14 protein-coding genes are annotated in these 17,749 nt (G+C 61.0%); 11 read left to right on the top strand and 3 right to left on the bottom strand.

The genetic code is table 11. From position 1 onward, the window contains the following. The first annotated feature begins 163 nt into the window (after window positions 1-163). The 3 genes from AC1DZT_RS19060 to AC1DZT_RS19050 all read left to right on the top strand — a co-directional run bounded on the left by AC1DZT_RS19060 (window position 164) and on the right by AC1DZT_RS19050 (window position 4,091). Window positions 164-1,156, top strand: a complete 993-nt coding sequence (locus AC1DZT_RS19060; RefSeq protein WP_478008232.1) for a sugar ABC transporter substrate-binding protein — start codon at window positions 164-166, stop codon at window positions 1,154-1,156. A 155-nt stretch (window positions 1,157-1,311) separates the two neighbouring features. After that, window positions 1,312-2,880, top strand: a complete 1,569-nt coding sequence (locus tag AC1DZT_RS19055; protein WP_478008231.1) for a sugar ABC transporter ATP-binding protein — start codon at window positions 1,312-1,314, stop codon at window positions 2,878-2,880. Next, complete coding sequence (locus AC1DZT_RS19050) at window positions 2,877-4,091, top strand: ABC transporter permease (protein WP_478008230.1); 1,215 nt, start codon at window positions 2,877-2,879, stop codon at window positions 4,089-4,091. The genes AC1DZT_RS19055 and AC1DZT_RS19050 overlap by 4 nt, the downstream gene beginning before the upstream one ends. 63 nt (window positions 4,092-4,154) lie before the next feature. Here AC1DZT_RS19050 and AC1DZT_RS19045 read toward each other — a convergent pair whose 3' ends face one another. Then, a complete protein-coding gene (locus AC1DZT_RS19045) occupies window positions 4,155-4,913 on the bottom strand; it encodes an HpcH/HpaI aldolase family protein (RefSeq protein ID WP_478008229.1) in 759 nt (252 codons plus the stop codon). 317 nt (window positions 4,914-5,230) lie between these two features. On the opposite strand from AC1DZT_RS19045, the gene AC1DZT_RS19040 reads away from it, so the two are divergent. Next, window positions 5,231-6,076, top strand: a complete 846-nt coding sequence (locus AC1DZT_RS19040) for a fumarylacetoacetate hydrolase family protein (RefSeq protein WP_478008228.1) — start codon at window positions 5,231-5,233, stop codon at window positions 6,074-6,076. A 120-nt stretch (window positions 6,077-6,196) separates the two neighbouring features. Beyond that, window positions 6,197-7,840, top strand: coding sequence for an aldehyde dehydrogenase family protein (locus AC1DZT_RS19035; RefSeq protein ID WP_478008227.1), 1,644 nt, complete (start codon window positions 6,197-6,199; stop codon window positions 7,838-7,840). A 24-nt stretch (window positions 7,841-7,864) separates the two neighbouring features. Here AC1DZT_RS19035 and AC1DZT_RS19030 read toward each other — a convergent pair whose 3' ends face one another. Continuing rightward, entirely contained in the window at window positions 7,865-9,490 is a 1,626-nt protein-coding gene (locus tag AC1DZT_RS19030; protein WP_478008226.1) for an MFS transporter, read from the bottom strand. A 614-nt stretch (window positions 9,491-10,104) separates the two neighbouring features. Here AC1DZT_RS19030 and AC1DZT_RS19025 point away from each other — a divergent pair. The 4 genes from AC1DZT_RS19025 to AC1DZT_RS19010 are packed head-to-tail and all read left to right on the top strand — an operon-like array spanning window position 10,105 to window position 14,765. Then, window positions 10,105-11,112, top strand: coding sequence for a sugar ABC transporter substrate-binding protein (locus AC1DZT_RS19025; protein WP_478008225.1), 1,008 nt, complete (start codon window positions 10,105-10,107; stop codon window positions 11,110-11,112). 45 nt (window positions 11,113-11,157) lie between these two features. Next, window positions 11,158-12,726, top strand: coding sequence for a sugar ABC transporter ATP-binding protein (locus tag AC1DZT_RS19020; RefSeq protein ID WP_478008224.1), 1,569 nt, complete (start codon window positions 11,158-11,160; stop codon window positions 12,724-12,726). Next, window positions 12,692-13,933 (top strand): ABC transporter permease subunit, encoded by a 1,242-nt coding sequence (locus tag AC1DZT_RS19015; protein ID WP_478008223.1) that lies wholly within the window; start codon window positions 12,692-12,694, stop codon window positions 13,931-13,933. Before AC1DZT_RS19020 ends, AC1DZT_RS19015 begins: the two co-directional genes overlap by 35 nt. A 55-nt stretch (window positions 13,934-13,988) precedes the next feature. Beyond that, window positions 13,989-14,765 (top strand): glucose 1-dehydrogenase, encoded by a 777-nt coding sequence (locus tag AC1DZT_RS19010; protein ID WP_478008222.1) that lies wholly within the window; start codon window positions 13,989-13,991, stop codon window positions 14,763-14,765. 70 nt (window positions 14,766-14,835) lie between these two features. On the opposite strand, the gene AC1DZT_RS19005 is transcribed toward AC1DZT_RS19010, so the two are convergent. Next, window positions 14,836-16,218 carry an MmgE/PrpD family protein gene (locus AC1DZT_RS19005; protein WP_478008221.1) on the bottom strand — a complete coding sequence of 461 codons (1,383 nt, stop codon included), beginning with the start codon at window positions 16,216-16,218 and terminating at the stop codon, window positions 14,836-14,838. Window positions 16,219-16,435: 217 nt separating this feature from the next. On the opposite strand from AC1DZT_RS19005, the gene AC1DZT_RS19000 reads away from it, so the two are divergent. Together AC1DZT_RS19000 and AC1DZT_RS18995 are read left to right on the top strand one after the other, a co-directional pair. Beyond that, window positions 16,436-17,353 carry an NAD(P)-dependent oxidoreductase gene (locus tag AC1DZT_RS19000; RefSeq protein WP_478008220.1) on the top strand — a complete coding sequence of 306 codons (918 nt, stop codon included), beginning with the start codon at window positions 16,436-16,438 and terminating at the stop codon, window positions 17,351-17,353. 51 nt (window positions 17,354-17,404) lie between these two features. Then, on the top strand, window positions 17,405-17,749 hold a 345-nt coding region (locus AC1DZT_RS18995; RefSeq protein WP_478008219.1), incomplete at its 3' end, for an aldehyde dehydrogenase family protein.

Genomic DNA, 17,749 nt, shown 5'->3' with positions numbered 1-17,749 from the left:
AACTCGGAAAGTGCGGAGGTTTCGGAGGGTTGTGGTCTTGCACCGGGAGGAGGCCAGATTGGCCGCGGTGTTCACAACATCCGGCGAATGGCGTGAAGTAGCAGCGCTGTCGCGAAGAATAGCTACAAGGGGAGGGCGGCTGCATCTGTAAGGAGCGCCGCAAATGGAGGAAACTATTATGAATTTCGCATCAAAAGTCGCGGCCCAACTGGCCGCAGGCGTACTTGCCTCGTCGGCTCTTCTGGCCGGTCCGGTCTTGGCCGAAGGCAAGGTTTACGGCATGATCGTCAACAGCATGGCATTCCCCTACGATGTCGTGCTGGCCGATGGGTTCAAGGCGGCGGTCGAGGCGGCGGGCGACAAGGCTGTCATCCTGGACTCGAAAATGGGCATGGATACTCAGGCCAATCAGATTGACGATCTGTTGTCGCAGGGTGTCTCGGGCATCGCCCTGATGCCGAATGACTCGGTTGCCATCATGGCGCTGGTCGACAAGATTTCTGAAGCCGGGGTTCCCGTTGTGGCCAGCGCTGTGCCGGTGGGCGACCCGAACGTGAACCCGGTCGACTATGCCTATCCGAACCTGAATGCGATGGTATCGACTCAGGACGTTATTGCAGGGCATGTGGCTGGTGCCTATGCCGCCAGCGTGCTGCCAAAAGACCGTGAGGTCAAAATCGCGGTCGTCGAAGGCGCGCCGGGCTTTGCTGTCGTCAAACAGCGCGAGGACGGTTTTGAAGCCGCGCTGAAAGAAGGCGGGATCAAGTACAAGATCGTGTCGTCTCAGCCGTCGGACTGGACCCCGGATTCGGGTGAGCGCATCTGCCAGAATGCACTGACCGCAAATCCCGACCTCGACGCCATCTTCAGCCATGCGGATGACATGGCCCTTGGCTGTGCCAAGGCCATCGCTGCCGCTGGGTCCAAGGCCCGTCTGATCGCAACCGGCGGTGGTTCAGCCCTTGGGGCTGTCGCCATCAAGGCCGGCGAGATCGAAGCTTCTGTTTGCACGCAGCCGGGGTTGATTGGCAAACTCTCGGCCGAGACTCTCGCTGAAGCTGCCAAAGATCCCAAGGCCGCCAAGAAGGGCCAGTACATCACCTACGACATGGTTGCCCTGACCAAGGACAACGTGGACAGCTGCCCCAAGTGGTGAGCTTTGCCTGACTGCAAAATCGCGAAAGGGCGGCGCTTTAAAGAGCGTCGTTTCTTTCCAGAGTGTAATGTCCAAACCCACCCTTTGTTGGGCCGCATGTCGGTGGCCAAACCGAATGACATTGGAGGGCCTCGAGCCATGAGGTGGAGAAACCTATGCTGGGCGTAGAGCCAATCATGCAATTGCGCGGCGTCGAGAAGACTTTCGCAAACGGAACGGTAGCGCTGCGGGGTGTGAACCTCGAAATCGCGCCCGGCCGGGTCCACGGATTGCTGGGGGCCAATGGCGCGGGCAAGTCCACATTGATCAAGATCCTGTCAGGCGCCTATTCCGCCTCCAAAGGGGACATCCTGTGGCGCGGCAAATCGGCCCATTGGGACGGCCCGAAAGCCGCAAATGACATGGGTGTTGCTACGGTTCACCAGCATATTCCCCTGGTGCCGACGCTGACCATTCTAGAAAACGTCTTTCTGGACGACAAGGGCTGGTGGCGGCGGTCCTCCGATCTTCGCAAGCGCTACGATGGGCTTTGCCAGCGCATGGGCTATTGGCTGGACCCCGGCATCGCGGTCAGTGACTTGTCCATCGGCCAGCGACAGATGGTGGCGATCCTTCAGGCTTTGGGCACGGGGGCCGATCTGATCGTTTTGGACGAACCAACGGCGTCACTGGCGCTCGACGAGCGAGATCTGGTCTACAAAGCTGTCAAACAACTGTCCAAGGTCGAGAACAAAGCCGTCCTATTCGTCTCGCATTTCCTTGATGAGGTCATGGCGTTGACCGATCAGGTGACGGTCTTGCGCGATGGGCTTGTCGTCATGACCGCCGAGACCTGCAACCTGAATGAAAGCCTGATCGCCGAAGCCATCGTGGGCAAGCAGGTTGCCGCACTGGAGCATGCGCCAAGACACCAAGCCGTCAAGCGCGCCGATACTACTGTGGCGCGCCTGACGCTGCGGGGCCTGGCATCTCCTGGCAAGCTGAAGCCGCTGACGCTGGAGGTCGCTCCGGGAGAGGTTGTGGGTCTTGCTGGCCTTCTGGGATCAGGGCGCAGCGAAGTGCTGCACGCCATCTTTCGTGCCGATACTTCGGCGACAGGAGAGGTTCTTCTGGACGGAAAACCCTATGGCCGCTCGACAGGTGCCGCCGTTACCGCAGGTATCGGACTCGTCCCCGAAGATCGCAATCGACAGGGTATCGTCCCGGATTTTGAAATCTGGCGCAACATCACCTTGCCTGCGCTGGACAGCGTCTGTGGCCTTGGGGGCGTTCTGTCCGAAGCGCTGGAACGCGAGCGTGGCCGGACAGCAATTCGGATGCTGTCGATCAAGGCAAGCTCTCCCGACATCTTGGTCAGAGATCTCAGCGGTGGCAATGCGCAAAAGGTGACGATCGGCCGCTGGTTCTTCAGTGGCGTGAAATTGTACCTGCTGGATGAGCCTACGGCGGGCATTGATATCGGTGCCAAGGCCGACATTCTGCGCCTGGTCCGGCAACTGGCAGACGAAGGCCGGTCGGTCATTATCGTCTCGTCGGAATTTGCTGAACTCCTGGCCGTTTCCGACCGAATTCTGGTGATGCGCGATGGGCGTTGCGTCGCAGAGAGATCCGCCGCCGAGACATCGGAGCACGAGTTGCTGTTACTGGCTGGTGGCCGCGGGGCAGGGGAACAGAGACCCGCAATGGAAAGACAGAGTGAAATGAACGGTGGGGCAGGCGAATGAGCGCGGGTAAAAATCAAAGTGTTGAAACCACCGGGATGCCGGGGCCGCAAGCCATGCCCTCCCGCTCCAATTGGCGCAAGGCTCTTGGCCTGCAGGAAATGGGGGTCTACTACGCTCTTGCCTTGCTGATCGCCACGCTGGCCACCATCACAACCTACATCGGACAGGATAACTACCTGAGCGTGCAGAATCTTTTGAACGTAATCTATCAGACATCCCTGATTGGGATGATGGCGGTTGCGATGACTGTCATCCTGATCAGCGGCAACTTTGATCTCTCGGTGGCTTCAGTGGCCGCCTTCTCGGCGGTGGTTCTGGTCGGCAATGCAGGCGCGCTCGGGTTCTGGCCCGCTGCGGCCCTCGCCATGGGGGCCGCCATGTTACTGGGCCTGCTGAATGGCGCCATCGTTCAGTTTGTCGGCATCAACGCCTTCATTGTCACGCTTGGCACGATGACGGCAGTGCGCGGGTTGATCCTGCTTTACACGGGCGGCCGTTCCGTCGCTGTAACCACGCCCGATGTGACGGATGTCATGAAGTCATTTGAGAGCGGTGTTCACAATGGATTCTGGTTCATCTTGACTGTGGCTTTGTTCTTGCTTGCCTTTGGCATCTATGGCGGCATCCGGGACATCGGGGGCAAACGCCCCTTGAGGCCAGCCTCGCTTGGCTATGTCGCCGGAGGTGCTTTCCTTGGCTTCATCGCTTGGGCCTCGGGTGGGGATCTGGCGATCCGCAACCCGGTCATTTATCTGGCGGTCTTCACCGCCGTTGTCTGGTTCACACTGAGGTTCACCAAGATCGGACGCCGGCTCTATGCTGTCGGTGGCAATGCCGAGGCGGCGCGCCTATCGGGAATCAACGTGACAAAATACAAGCTCCTGGCCTTTGTCTTTTGCAGCATGACGGCCGGATTCGCGGGCATCCTTTTCGCCAGCAGGCTGCGGTCGATGAACCCTTCGGGCCTTCAGGGGGCCGAATTGACTGTCATTGCGGCGGCTATTCTGGGAGGCACCTCGCTCTTCGGCGGCGCGGGGAGCGTGGTCAAGACCCTGGCTGGTGCCTTGTTGCTGTACAGCCTGACCAATGGGTTTAACATCCTCAATCTCGGCGCCAACTGGCAGGGTCTGATCGAAGGATGTGTCGTCGTGGCCGCTGCCGCCATCTACACTATCGGTGACAAGCGCAGCAAATCCAAGACCGGCGGCTGAGGATCCAAAAAGCTTCAGGGCATTCCGGCGTCAATGGACCGGGATGCCCTGTCTTGGTTTGTTTTACTGGTTGCCCTGCCGAAACGCGGTGCAGGCCGCGGTGGAGCCATTCAGCAAAAAGGCCGCATCACTGCCCGCTGTGGCATAGGTTGCGCCCAGCCGGGCGATCAATGTCCGCGCAAGATCCGGGCGTGAAACCAGACCGCCGACGCCCAGATGTTTGCCATGCGCCTTGCAGGCAGCGGCGACCGTCTCATAGGCCTCGATGACGCGAGGATGATCGAGCTGACCGAAAAGACCCATGGAGTTGCTCAGGTCATTTGTGCCGACCAAAAGAACGTCCAACCCCGGAACGGCCGCGATTTCATCCACATTCTCAAGCGCCCGCACCGACTCGATGACACCCATCACCAAGGTTTCGGCGTTGAGGCGCGGCATCATCTCGGCCGCTTTGCCCGGCTGGAACAGCGTGTGCACGCTGGTCGCTACGAAGGAGCGGTTGCCCATGGGCGGGAAAAGCGCAGCATCCACTGCGGCGCGGGCCTGATCTGCGGTTTCAATATGGGGCACGATGATGCCCTGCGCTCCGGCCTCAAGCGCGCGGCCGATCTCGCCGGGTTCCAGGCTCGGCACGCGCACCAGGGGTGTGAGGCCAAGCGCGGTGGCTGTCAGGGAAATCTGGCTGACGGTGTCGAGCGAGAAGCTGTTGTGCTCGAGGTCGATGAACAGGCAGTCAAAGCCCGCGCTTTTGCCGATGGCCGCGATCTCGACCGCCCGGGTCAGGCGGACGATCATGCCGACCGTCAGATCGCCGGAAGCCATTCGGGCCTTCATCGCGTTGGGTTGGGGGGAAGGGGCAGGGCGCATGGTGGTTCCGATCTGTTTGAGGCCGCAGCAAGGGCGGCTTTTCTGGATGAGACCCTGAATTTCCAGCCCCGGGTAATCAAGCGTGGCTGCAGGTTCACTGCCAGATGGAATAACCGGATGTTATAGGCCGCATTTTCCGAGGATTTCAGAATATCACGGTTTGACCTTAACTGACGCCAACCGAATTCGGACCGTGGCCTTGCCCACGTTCTGAACCCTTCTGCCGCCCGCGAGGGCGGCGGTCTTCTCTAACCTTTAAGAAAGGTGGCTCCATGAAAATTGCCCGCGTAGTCCTGAACGGCGCTCCGCGTCTCTGCCTCGTTGATGACACAGCCGGAACGGTCCGGCCCTTGCCTGCTGAAATCACCCGGTTGCAGCAGCTGATCGAAGGCGCAGCCGTGGAACCCGGAGCCCCGCGTCCCCTTGCTGGGCTCACCCTGCTGGCTCCCATCGTGCCGCAGCGCAACATCTTTTGCGTTGGCAAGAACTACCGCGAACATGCCAAAGAATTCTCGCAAAGCGGTTTTGAGGCCGGGGCAAGCAAAGACAAACCCGTCGACGATTATCCGGCAATCTTCACCAAACCGCCAAGTTCTGTCATCGGACCGGATGCTGTGGTTGACATGCACCCCGGCGTCACCAATGCGGTGGACTACGAGGCCGAACTAGCCGTCATCATCGGCAAGCCCGGGCGCAATATCGCCGAGTCCGACGCCTGGGGTCATGTCTGGGGCTATACGATCATCAATGACGTGACAGCCCGAGATCGGCAGAAGGATCACAAACAATGGTTCATGGGCAAGGCGCTGGACACCTTCTGCCCGATGGGGCCCTGGGCCGTTTCGGTGGATGAGATCAAGGGGGACGCCCTTGACATCGCGTGCCGGGTGAACGGTGAGCTTCGGCAGAATGCCAATACCAGCGACCTCATCTTCAGCATTCCGAGCCTGATTGCGACGATTTCGGCGGGGCTGGCACTGGAACCCGGCGATGTCATCTCGACTGGGACACCGGCGGGTGTCGGCATCGGTTTTAACCCGCCGCGCTTCCTGAAAGCCGGGGATCGGGTCGAGGTCACGATCTCTGGCATCGGGACGCTGAGCAACAGCTTCGGCTGACCTTCTAACAGTAGCCACGGGCGGCGTCCGTAGCGCTGTGAAGCCCCCAAGGTCCGGTGGCGCTCCCCCATCGGAACTTGGGATTGGCCCGGGCGATTTCGGGCCGATGTGAAAAAGCGGATGACCGGCTGCGTCAAGCATGGGGCGGTGCAATTGATCTTTCCGCCAGATGCAAAGCGGTCTGCATCGACGCAGCGCCTGCCTATAGGTAACTGTTATAGCGATCTGCGGCGCGGCGATGCGGCGTGTTTGCCAAGGTTCGCCCCTGTGACATTACACAAGCCGTCCAGCAAACCAAAAGGGGAGGGACAAGACGTGAAACACTTCGGTCAGTTCTACATTGATGGCAAATGGGTTGCACCCGAGGCCGCTGGTCAGCGCTCCTTGATTGATCCCACCACGGAAGACGCTTACGCAACCATCGCCTCGGGCGGCGGTGTAGAAGAGGTCAATCTGGCCGTTTCTGCCGCAAAACGGGCCTTTGTGACGTTTTCAACCACCTTCGTGGGGGAGCGCATTGCCCTGCTCGACCGGATCATTGCCGCCTATGAAGCGCGCTCAGAGGCGTTTTCCCAGTTGATCGCCCAAGAGGTCGGGATCCCCGTCAGCTTTCGCGCCCAAGTGAGCGGCCCGGCCGGCCATATGAAAGTGGCGCGCGATCTGCTGAAGACCTATGCCTTTGAAACCCAGCTTGCCGATACGATCATCCGCCGCGAGCCTATCGGCGTCTGCGCCCTGATCTCGCCGTGGAATTGGCCGATCCAGACCTCGGTCATCAAGGCGATCTATGCGATCGCTGCGGGCTGTACAATGGTGCTGAAACCGTCCGACGCCTCCCCGCTCAGCGGTATCCTTCTGGCCGAGGTGATGGAGGCAGCAGGCGTGCCGCCAGGCGTTTTCAACCTTGTGGTCGGGAAGGGCCGGGTGGTGGGTGAGGCGCTGTCGAACCATCCCGATGTTGACATGATCTCTTTCACCGGGTCGACCGGGGCTGGCATCAAGGTCGGCGAGGCCGCTGCCCGAACAGTGAAACGGGTCTGTCTTGAGTTGGGTGGCAAATCAGCCAATGTCGTGCTGCAGGATGCTGATTTGGAAAAGGCGGCGCGCTGGAACATCCAGCGTTGCTTCAGCAACTCGGGCCAATCCTGCCATGCGCCAAGCCGGATGCTGGTGCATGAAAGCCAGGTCGAAACGGTGATTCCCTATCTGGTGGACGAGGTGAACTCTTACCAGATCGGCAATCCGCTGGACCCAAAGACGACCTTGGGTCCGGTGGTCCATGAGGCCCAGTTCGACAGCATTCAGGCTCATATCCAGTCTGGCATCACCGAGGGCGCGCGACTTGTCGCAGGGGGGCTCGGGCGACCGGATGGCCTGAACCGAGGTTTTTTTGTCAAACCGACGGTCTTTGTCGATGTCCGCCCAGAGATGACGATTGCCCGGGAGGAGATCTTTGGTCCGGTTCTGTCGGTAATTCCCTACAAGACTGAAGAAGAGGCCCTGCAGATTGCCAATGACTCGATCTTTGGCCTGGGAGGCTATGTGTTCAGCGAGAACCGCAACCGGGGCTATGACTTTGCAAGCCGTTTGCGGGCGGGCCGGATTTCCTTCAACGGGGCCAACACAAACTCTTTCACGCCGATGGGCGGCTACAAGCAATCCGGCATCGGGCGCTCAATGGGGGTCTTCGGGCTGGAGGAATATCTCGAGGTCAAATCCGTCTACGGGTTTGAAGACGAGGCCCACCAGTTGCCGATGGCGTAAGCCGGGCCAGTGCGCATCGGTGGCCTAGGGCAGGTGCAAGTGCGGTTTGATCGCGATATCGTCCCGTGGCGGGACGGTATCGCGTTCGATCATTCGCTGAACGACGACCCGCTTTCCGCCGGCGTTCAGCGCAAGCAGCCTCTCTGAAATCTCGGCATCCGCTTGCGTGCGGCGTTGATTGTGCCGCACATATTCGACCCAGGTCGGAAAGTGATAGGCTTCCTTCCACAGGCTGGGGTTTTCAAGATCGCGCAACAGCGACCATTGGCGCGCCCCGTCGCGGATGCGGATACGCCGCCGTTCTGCCATGGCATCGAGGAATTTCTGGACATTGTCCTGTTCGATTGCATATTCGACCGTGATCAAGATGGGGCCACTACGCGGTTGCAGATCAAGCAGCAGAGACGGTTCCTTGAACTGGTTCAACGGGTCCAGATTGAGCGACGCCAGACCCGGCAAGGCATAGCGAAAGCCGATCAGCACACCCGACAGGGCAGCGGCCCCGGAAACCAGCAGCGCGGTCGAAGCGCCATAAACCTCAGCCAAGGCTCCCCAAAGCCAGCCGCCCGCCGTCATCCCCCCGAAAGAGGCCGTCTGGTAGATCGACAATGTCCGCCCCACAACCCAGCGCGGAGTTGACAACTGCACCGCGACGTTGAAAAGGGAAAGCGCCAGCACCCAGCTTGCCCCCGCCGGCAAAAGGAACAGGCATGTCAGCCAGACGTCGCGGCTGAGGGCTATGAGTACGGCGCTGGCGCCCACCCCGATGAAAGCCCCGCGCACGATCGCTTCGTTGCTAAACAGACGCCGCATCCGCGAATTGGATAGCCCGCCGCCAACGGCTCCGATCCCGAAGGCACCCAGCAACAAGCCGTAGACGGCGGCTCCGCCATGAACGAGGTCGCGCGCGACCACCGGCAGCAGGGCAAGGATCGAGATGGCCACAAGCCCAAACACCGCCCCCCGCGCAATCACCGACAAAAGGTTGGGCGACATGGCGACATAGCTCAGGCCAGAGGACATGGCACGGCGGAAATCCTCGCGGGGCAGCGCGTTTTCCTTGGATTTCGGTTTCCAGCGCACCAGGGCGTGGATCATTGGCAGAAAACTCAAGGCATTGAAGGCAAAAGCCGCTGCCGCCCCCGCCGTGGCGACAATCAGACCGCCCAAGGCTGGCCCAACGCTGCGCGTCAGGTTCAGACCCATGCTGTTGAGCGTTACGGCCGCCGAAATATCCTCACGGGGGACCACATCGCCCACGGAGGCCTGCCAGGACGGTGTGTGCAACGCCGTTCCGCATCCCATCAGGAAGGTGAAGGCCAAGAGCAGCCAGGGCGTGATCTCGCCATTGAAGGCGACCCATGCCAGCACGGTCGCGGTGGCCATCATCAAAAGCTGCGCGACCATCAGGACGCGCTGCCGCTCATAGCTGTCAGCAAGGGCGCCTGCCGCGATGGAGAACAACATGACCGGTAGCGTCGTCGCGGATTGCACCAAGGCGACCATGTCGTTCGAGGTGGAAATCGTTGCCATAAGCCACCCGGCCCCGACGGATTGCACCATGGTCCCTAAATTGGAAACCAGCCCGCCAATCCAGAGCATGCGATAATCGCGAATGGCGAGGGGGGCATAGAGCGAGGGCTTCGTCATGTGCTTCTATTCCTTGCTTTCGTCTAGCCAGACCGGCTCTTCGGTCTGGGGCGTTGCAATGTGAAGTACCTGAGTTGCGCGCATATTGCGTGCTGTGTCGCAATCCCGGTTCCGTTTGAGGCGTGTTCTCGGCGGCCTATGGTATAGAAAAAAATTATAATGGGTGCGGCATAAGACAATATGCCAAACCTCATAAGTATGCCTATTTATCAACAGGTTAGTTTTCAGAAAATGCCCGTAGCTTCCTTCAGGATCTTGTCGGTTGGCCGCAATCGACGTCCGATGCCGCGTGCGTTGCGCAAATTACCATATAGAATTTTATTATAACCACGAGGTGGTGGGTGCGGCAGACCTCTATGTGAACCGAAGTTGTCATGTTAGCCCAGCGACGGGAGAGAGATCACGGCGGATATGTTCAGCACGAGCGGGGCGGTATCTGCCAAGACGCATCTTTGTGCCGAAGGGCGGCAAAGATCCATCGGTTAATAGCTGCAAGGCCGGAGAACTTTAGAGAACGAGGCGGAGCATTAGGCCCCGCACGAAAGGGCATGCCTGGCGGGCAGTTTAGTGGCCAGCCAGTAACGATCACACGCGCAAGTCAAAGGGAGAAGAAAATGTACATCACGTTCATGGGCGCCAGCCCCATCAAAAAAAGCGTCGCCAAAGTTTTTGCCTGTTCCACCACGCTTATGGCCGCAGCATTCTTGCTTGCCGGTGCCGCTCAGGCCGAGGACCTCGTCTTCGGCTATGTGCCGGCGAGCCTAGAGTACCCCTACAACGTCTCGACGGCCGAAGGCTTCAAAGAGGCGGCGGACAAGGCGGGTGTGAAGACCGTCGTGCTTGACCCGCGAGGCAGCGTGGAAAAGCAAGGCAACTCGATCGACGATTTGATCACTCAGAAGGTCAATGCCATCGGCTTCCTGCCGCTGGATTCGGTTGTGGCGGAATCCTTTGTGGACAAGATCAACGCCGCCGGCATGCCTGCAGTGGCCATCGCCGCTCAGGTCGGTGATCCCAATAAGCGCGCAGTTAACGATCCCTATCCCGGCCTGTCCGCCTTCGTGGCCACCGACAATTTCAAGGCCGGTTATGCGTCTGGCGAAATGGCTGTCGGCTTGCTGCCGAAAGACCGCACCGCCAAGATCGCGATCGTTCAGGGCGATCCGGCCTATGCTGTCGTCAAGCTCGACACCGATGGTTTCAAGGCTGCGCTGGACAAGGCTGGAGCCAAGTATGAAATTGTGGCCGAACAGCCCACCAACTGGACCCCGGAACAGGGCGAGTCGGTCTGTCAGAACTTCCTGACGGCCCATACTGATCTGGACCTGATCTTCAGCCAGGCCGACGACATGGCGATCGGTTGCGCTCGTGCAATTGACGCAGTCAGCGCCAAGGTGCCTTTGATTGCGACGGGCGGCGGCTCCAAGCTTGGCCACGACGCCATTCTGGCTGGCGAAATGTACGGCTCTGTCTGCACCCGCCCCAAGCTCTTGGGCGCCTTAATGTTTCAGGCCATGTACGAGGCTGTGACCAAGCCTGAAACGCCCAAGGCCCGTTATGTGACCTATGACATGCCGCAGATCACCAAGGAAACGATCGACGCCTGCCCCGAGCAGTGGTGATCTGTAAATCCCATCTGATCTGAAACAAGGAGGAGCGTTGAAGCGATGGATCAGCAAAGCCCAATCATGATTCTGCGATCCGTCGCAAAGACGTTCGGCAACGCCACGGTTGCTCTGCGCGGTGTCGACCTGGAAATCGCGCAGGGCAAAGTTCACGGGCTGCTTGGCGCGAATGGCGCCGGCAAGTCCACATTGATCAAGATCCTGTCCGGGGCCTTTCCGGCCTCGGGCGGCCAGATCATCTGGCGTGGCCTGCCGGTCAGTTGGACCAGCCCCAAGGCGGCCAATGACATGGGTGTCGCGACCATCCACCAACATATCCCGCTGGTTTCCACACTTTCCGTGCTGGAGAACGTATTTCTGGGCGGCGGCGGCCATTGGCGGCGTTCGGCGGCGATCCGAAGGCAGTTTGAGGCCCTGTGCCAGAGGGTCAATTATTGGCCTGATCCGGATGCTCTTGTCGCCGATCTCTCGATTGGCGAGCGGCAGATGGTGTCGATCCTGCAGGCCCTCGGCACCGGGGCGGACCTGATTGTCATGGACGAGCCGACCGCCTCGCTGGCGACCGATGAACGCGAATTGGTCTATGCTACGGTGCGCAAGTTATCCAAGGGTGAGAACAAGGCGATCCTGTTTGTGTCGCACTTCCTGGATGAAGTGATGGCCTTGACCGATCAGGTCACAGTTCTGCGCGATGGTCAGGCCGTCTTGCGCGCCAACACCTGCGATCTGGATGAAAACCAATTGGCCGAGGCCATAGTGGGCAAGCAGATCGTGGCGCTTGAACGCGCGGCCGGACGGCGCGCCCCAAACGCCCACTCGCCAAAAGACGCGCCTTTGCGTCTTGAGTTGCGCGACCTCGCCTCTCCGGGCAGGCTTCAGCCGATCTCGCTGCGCCTGGCGCCTGGCGAGGTGATCGGTGTGGCCGGCCTGTTGGGATCGGGGCGCAGCGAGCTTCTTCACGCCATTTTCGGGTCCGACAAGCACGCCACCGGTGCTGTCATCCTGGACGGAAAGCCGGTCGGTCGCACCACGGGGGCTGCGGTCGATGCGGGGATCGGGCTGGTGCCCGAAGACCGGATGGGCCAGGGGCTGGTGCCCGATTTCGAGATTTGGCGGAACACAACCTTGACCGCCCTGCAAGGCGTCTCTGCCTTGGGAATGCTGCCCAGACCTGAGCGCGAGCGCGCTCGCGGTTGGGACGCCATCAGGATGCTGGGGATCAAAGCCAGCTCACCTGACATTCTTGTCAGCGAGCTCAGCGGCGGGAATGCCCAGAAGGTGACGATCGCCAAATGGATGTTCTCTGATGTGAAGCTGTTCTTGCTCGACGAGCCCACGGCGGGCATCGATATCGGGGCCAAGACGGACATCCTGCGCCTGATCCGCAAACTTGCCGACGCGGGCAAATCGGTGATCATCGTCTCCTCCGAGTTTGAAGAGCTCCTGGCGGTGGCCGATCGCATTCTGGTGATGCGCGATGGCCGATGTATCGCCGAGCGCGCTGCCTTTGAGACATCCGAACATGAATTGCTTCTGCTCGCCGGCGGCAAGAACGCCGTCGAAGACTGCGCGATCCATGACACTGACCACCCTTCGCAAGCGGGAAACTGACATGACCACGGCTATGGAAATACCAGCACTGACCCAAGACCAGCGCCCACCCGCGACATCGAAAACCGAGTGGCGGCGGGTGTTTGGCCTGCGCGAAATGGGTGTCTACTACGCGTTGATGCTGCTGATCGGAGTTTTGGCGGCAATCACCACCTATACCGGCCAGTCAAACTACCTGAGCGTCACGAACCTGACCAATGTGATCTATCAATCCTCGCTGATTGGCATCATGGCCGTTGCGATGACGGTTATCCTGATCAGCGGCAACTTTGACCTTTCCGTCGCATCGGTAGCGGCTCTCGCTGCTGCCGTACTGATCGGCAACGCCGATGCGCTGGGGTTCTGGCCCGCTGCCGCCTTGGCCATGGTTGTGGCCATGGGGATGGGGCTGCTGAACGGCGTGATCGTGCAGTATGTTGGCATCAACGCCTTTATCGTCACGCTTGGAACCATGACGGCGGTGCGCGGGTTGGTGCTGATCTATTCCGGCGGGCGGTCCATCGCAGTGTCCGATCCGGGCGTCATTGCAACGATGAAAGCCTTCGAAACCGGCAAGATCAATGGCTACTGGTTGGTCATTGCGGTGGGCATGCTGCTGGTCGCGCTCGGGGTGGTTGATGCGATCAGGTCCCGCAGTGCCAAAAAGCCACTGCGCGCCACTGCGCCGGGGATGGTTGTCGGCGGGCTTGCTCTGCTGACCGTGGCCGTGGCCTCTGGCGGCGAAGTGACCCTGCGCAATCCGGTCATCTACATGGGGATCTTCACGGCGATCGTCTGGTTCGTCCTGAACTTCACCATGGTGGGCCGCAGGCTTTATGCTGCGGGCGGCAATGCCGAGGCGGCGCGCCTCTCGGGCATCAACGTGATGCGCTACAAGCTGATGGCATTCGTGCTGTGCAGCGGTGCGGCGGGCTTTTCCGGCGTTCTGTTCGCCAGCCGCCTGCGGTCGATCAACCCGGCAGGTCTGCAGGGGGCCGAGTTGACGGTCATTGCCGCGGCCATTCTGGGCGGAACCTCGCTCTTCGGCGGGGCCGGCAGCGTGATCAAGACGCTGGCGGGGGCGCTGTTGCTCTACTCGCTGACCAACGGGTTCAATATCCTGAACCTGGGTGCCAACTGGCAAGGTCTGGTCGAGGGCATCGTCGTTGTCGTCGCGGCCGGGATCTATACGGTAGGCGGCAAGGCTCGCAAGTCCAAGACACAGTGACAAACACCCCGCCCGGGGCCAATGGCTCCGGGCATCCAACCTTGAGGACTGCAATATGAGCCAAGCTCCAACCTTCGATTTCACGGGAAAAGTCGCATTCGTGACGGGCGCTGGCAGTGGCATCGGACGCGCAACCGCCCTGGCCTTTGCCGCAGCCGGCGCAAGTGTGACGATCGCCGACATTTCCGCCGCTGGTCTGGCAGAGACCGCAGACCAGTTGACGGCCTTGGATGCCAAGGTGCTGTCGGTGCGGTGTGATGTGACCAAGTCGGCCGATATCAAATCCGCGCTGGATCAGACGGTTGCGGCCTTTGGGCGCCTGGATGCGGCCTTCAACAATGCCGGGATCGAACAGCCCGGCGCCTCCATTGTGGACCTGACCGAAGAGATGCTGGACCGCGTGCTGAGCGTGAACCTCAAAAGCGTCTTTCTCTGCATGAAGCATCAGATTCCCCTGATGCTGAAGAACGGCGGCGGCGCTATCGTCAACACCTCGTCGGGGGCAGGGGTTATAGCGATCCGCAACCAGTCGGGCTATTGCGCGTCGAAATTCGGCGTCACGGTCGCCTCAAAAGTCGCGGCCTTGGAATATGCCGACCAGGGAATCAGGGTCAACGCTCTCTGCCCCGGGATCATCGACACCCCGATGATCGCCCGCTACACCGGGGGCACCGAAGAGGGGCGCGCCCGGATCATCAAGCAGGAACCCGTCGGTCGCATGGGCCGCCCCGAGGAAATCGCCGCGACCGTTCTGTTCCTGTGCTCGGAGTCGGGCGGGTTTATCACCGGTCACGCCTTGGTGGCAGATGGCGCGCAGACCGCCGGCATTTGACCCAGGGTTGCCATTTGCGATGGCCGAGATTTTGGGCGGGATGGAAGCCTCCATCCCGCCCAGAGTGTTTTCAGGCCAGGCTTCGGATCAAGACCGTTGCATCCTCGAGGGTTTCCAGGCTTTGGGCCAAGGTCTTGGCCAGTGCCGCCTTGTCGGCGGGCAGCGGCGTAACGCAAACTGCGGCACATTCGCGGAACTTGGCGCAGATATCGTCCCAGCTCATCGGGTTGTCGGAATTGCCCGGCACGGCTTTACCCTCTACCAGCCAGCGCCGGCCATCCTTGGCTACAATCTCCACCCGACCGGGTGGCAGCTCCAGTTTCCAATCCAGGCTGGGATCGGAGACAAGGCTGATCTTGCGCCCGGCGGCGAGGATCTCGGGGTCGTGCAGACCCGCGCTTGAAAAATCCGCAACGCTCATGCCGCGCCGGACGGTTGCCACTGCGACCAGGAAAGGCAGGCTGAACTTGGCATCCGCGAGGGTGGCAGGTGTCCGGCGCTCCGCCAAAGGCTGGCACATCAGGTCGTGGTAGTCGCCGACATGCAGCTTGATCTCGGCGATGTCATCGACGCTCAAAGCGTTCTCGGTCACGATGTCGATGGCCGCTTTCATATGGCTATGTGCCGTCCCGACGCAGGGCCAGCGTTTGTAAAGCGTGCCGCTGCCCAGAAGATCCGTGCCAAGGCCCGCCAACATGGCCTGCCGTTCATAGCCTTCGCCGAAATAGGTGGCAAAGAAGCCGTATTTGCCTTCAAACATCCGGTCGATGCCGGAGATGCCCTTTTCGGCCATCAGCACCGCCAGCACCGCGCCCTTGGCGGAAAAGCCAGCATACATGCCACGCAGATCACTGCCGCGTCCGGCGACCATCTCCATGATGCCGCTGGACTGCATCGAGGCGATGCCGATGGCATGCCCGATTTGCGCCGCTGAAAGCCCCGCCACTCGTCCCGCCGCCGCCGTCGCCGCAAAGACGGCCAGCACGGTCGAAAGGTTCCAGTCCTTCTTCCAGGCCACGTTGCAGCGCAGTCGGGCGAAGATGTCCTGACCCACAGCCACAGCCGTGATGAACTCACGTCCCGTCACGCCGCCGCGCCGCTCGGCCAAGGCAAAAACCGCGGGAATGATCGAGCTGGCACAATGCTGCCCCCAGGGTGTCTGGTCGTCATAATCAAGGCAATGGGCCAGCGCTCCATTGGCCAGCGCCGCCATGATCGCCGGGGCCTTGCCCCCAAAGGCCAGAAGCGTGGCTTGCGGCGTCCCTCCAGCTTCGCGCACCATGTCGATGACACCGCGCACAGCAGGTTCCATGCCACTTGCAGCGAGGATCACCCCCAACGTGTCCAGAATGCTTTTCTTCGCCGCCTCGCGCGCCTCGTCCGAAAGGTCGTCGAAGCTGAGGCCAGCCGCATGGTCGGCGAAGTGATGGACGATGTCGCGGCTATCGATCATGGCAAGGCTATCCTGTGAAGAGGGCGAGGCGTTGAGCCTTCATACCGCACCCGCCGCTTTGCTCCATCTCCCCATCGGACGCTGCGGCTGACGAGGGGAGCCCCCTATAACAAAACATTCTAGCCCGAAGAGCCACAGGCGGGTGGCTGCGTTGCGGATCATGATCCTGGCCTCTAGGTTCGCGACAGGATCATGGAAGGATACGGGAGCCAATCAGATGCAGACGGTACTCGGTTTTCCCGCCCTCGCGGGCATGTCCTACCCCAAACTGCAGGGCCACGGCATCCTGCGGATCGTGGACTCTGTCGATGCCATCCTCGCGCTGACAGAGGCCGAGCGCCGGCGAATCCGCGTGTTGATGACGAGCGCGTCGCGTGGCTGCACTGCGGCCATGCTGGATCGGCTGCCAAACCTTGGCTTCGTGGTTTCGCAAGGCGTCGGTCAGGATAAACTCGACCTCGGCGCTCTGGCCGCGCGCGGCATCAAGCTGCGCTCGATCGGAGAGACCCAGACCGATGATGTCGCCGATCTGGCTATGGTTCTGACGCAGATGCTGTTTCGGCGGCTGGTGCAGGCCGATGCTTTCGTGCGCAACGGCGCTTGGGAGACCATGCGGTTTGATCTGGGCGAAAGTCTTGTCGGCATTACGATGGGCATCGCGGGGTTAAGCGGTCGCATCGGCCAGGCCATTGCCGCACGGGCGACGGTGTCGCGCATGAAGATCGCCGGATTGGACCGCGCCTCCAATCGGAGCACGGGGGCGGTCTTGTACGGCAGCTGGGCCGAGCTCGCAGCGGCGAGCGATGTTCTTGTGCTGGCGGTGCCGGGCTCGGATGATTTGCACCATGTCATCGACGCGCCGGTTCTGGCCGCTTTGGGGCCGAAGGGCCGGCTGGTCAATGTCGGCCGTGGCAGTCTTGTGGACACCGCCGCATTGATCGCAGCACTGGAGCAGAAGACCATTGCCGGTGCGGCCCTGGATGTTCTGGAGACCGAGCCGCAGGTGCCGGCCCGATTGGCCGCTCTGCCAAATGTCGTCTTGACCCCCCACATTGGGGCGCAAACCTGGGGCCAGCGCGCCCGCGCCGCCGAGATCGCCGAGGTTGAAGTGCTGTCATACCTGGACGGGCTTTAGCCGAACCCTCGAATAGCCCCTCTTTCCTGGAACCGAAGAAAGTCTCCCGCGATGACCGACCTTTCCCTGACGCCCTATCCGCGCATTGGTCTTTTGATTGATGGGGAGTGGATTTACGACCGTCCAGTGCTGGCCAATGTGGAAAATCCCTCGACGGAGGCCATTCTGGGCACCGTGCCGCGGGCGAGTGCGGCGGATCTGGAGGCGGCTTTGCAGTCTTCGGCGCGCGGGTTTGAGGTCTGGCGCAAGACGCTGCCCTCGGCGCGCGCGGCTTTGATGCGCCGGGCGGCGGCCTTGGTGCGTGAACGGGCCGAGGCGATCGCGCCGATCTTCGTGCTGGAATCCGGCCGGACCCTGACCGAGGTGCGCAACGAGATCGAACGCTCGGCCACCTTC

This window comes from Rhodobacter sp. P1_C2 (assembly GCF_056406375.1).
The sequence above is the reverse complement of the archived record's forward strand: the minus strand, read 5'-3'. Positions and strand labels throughout refer to the sequence as shown.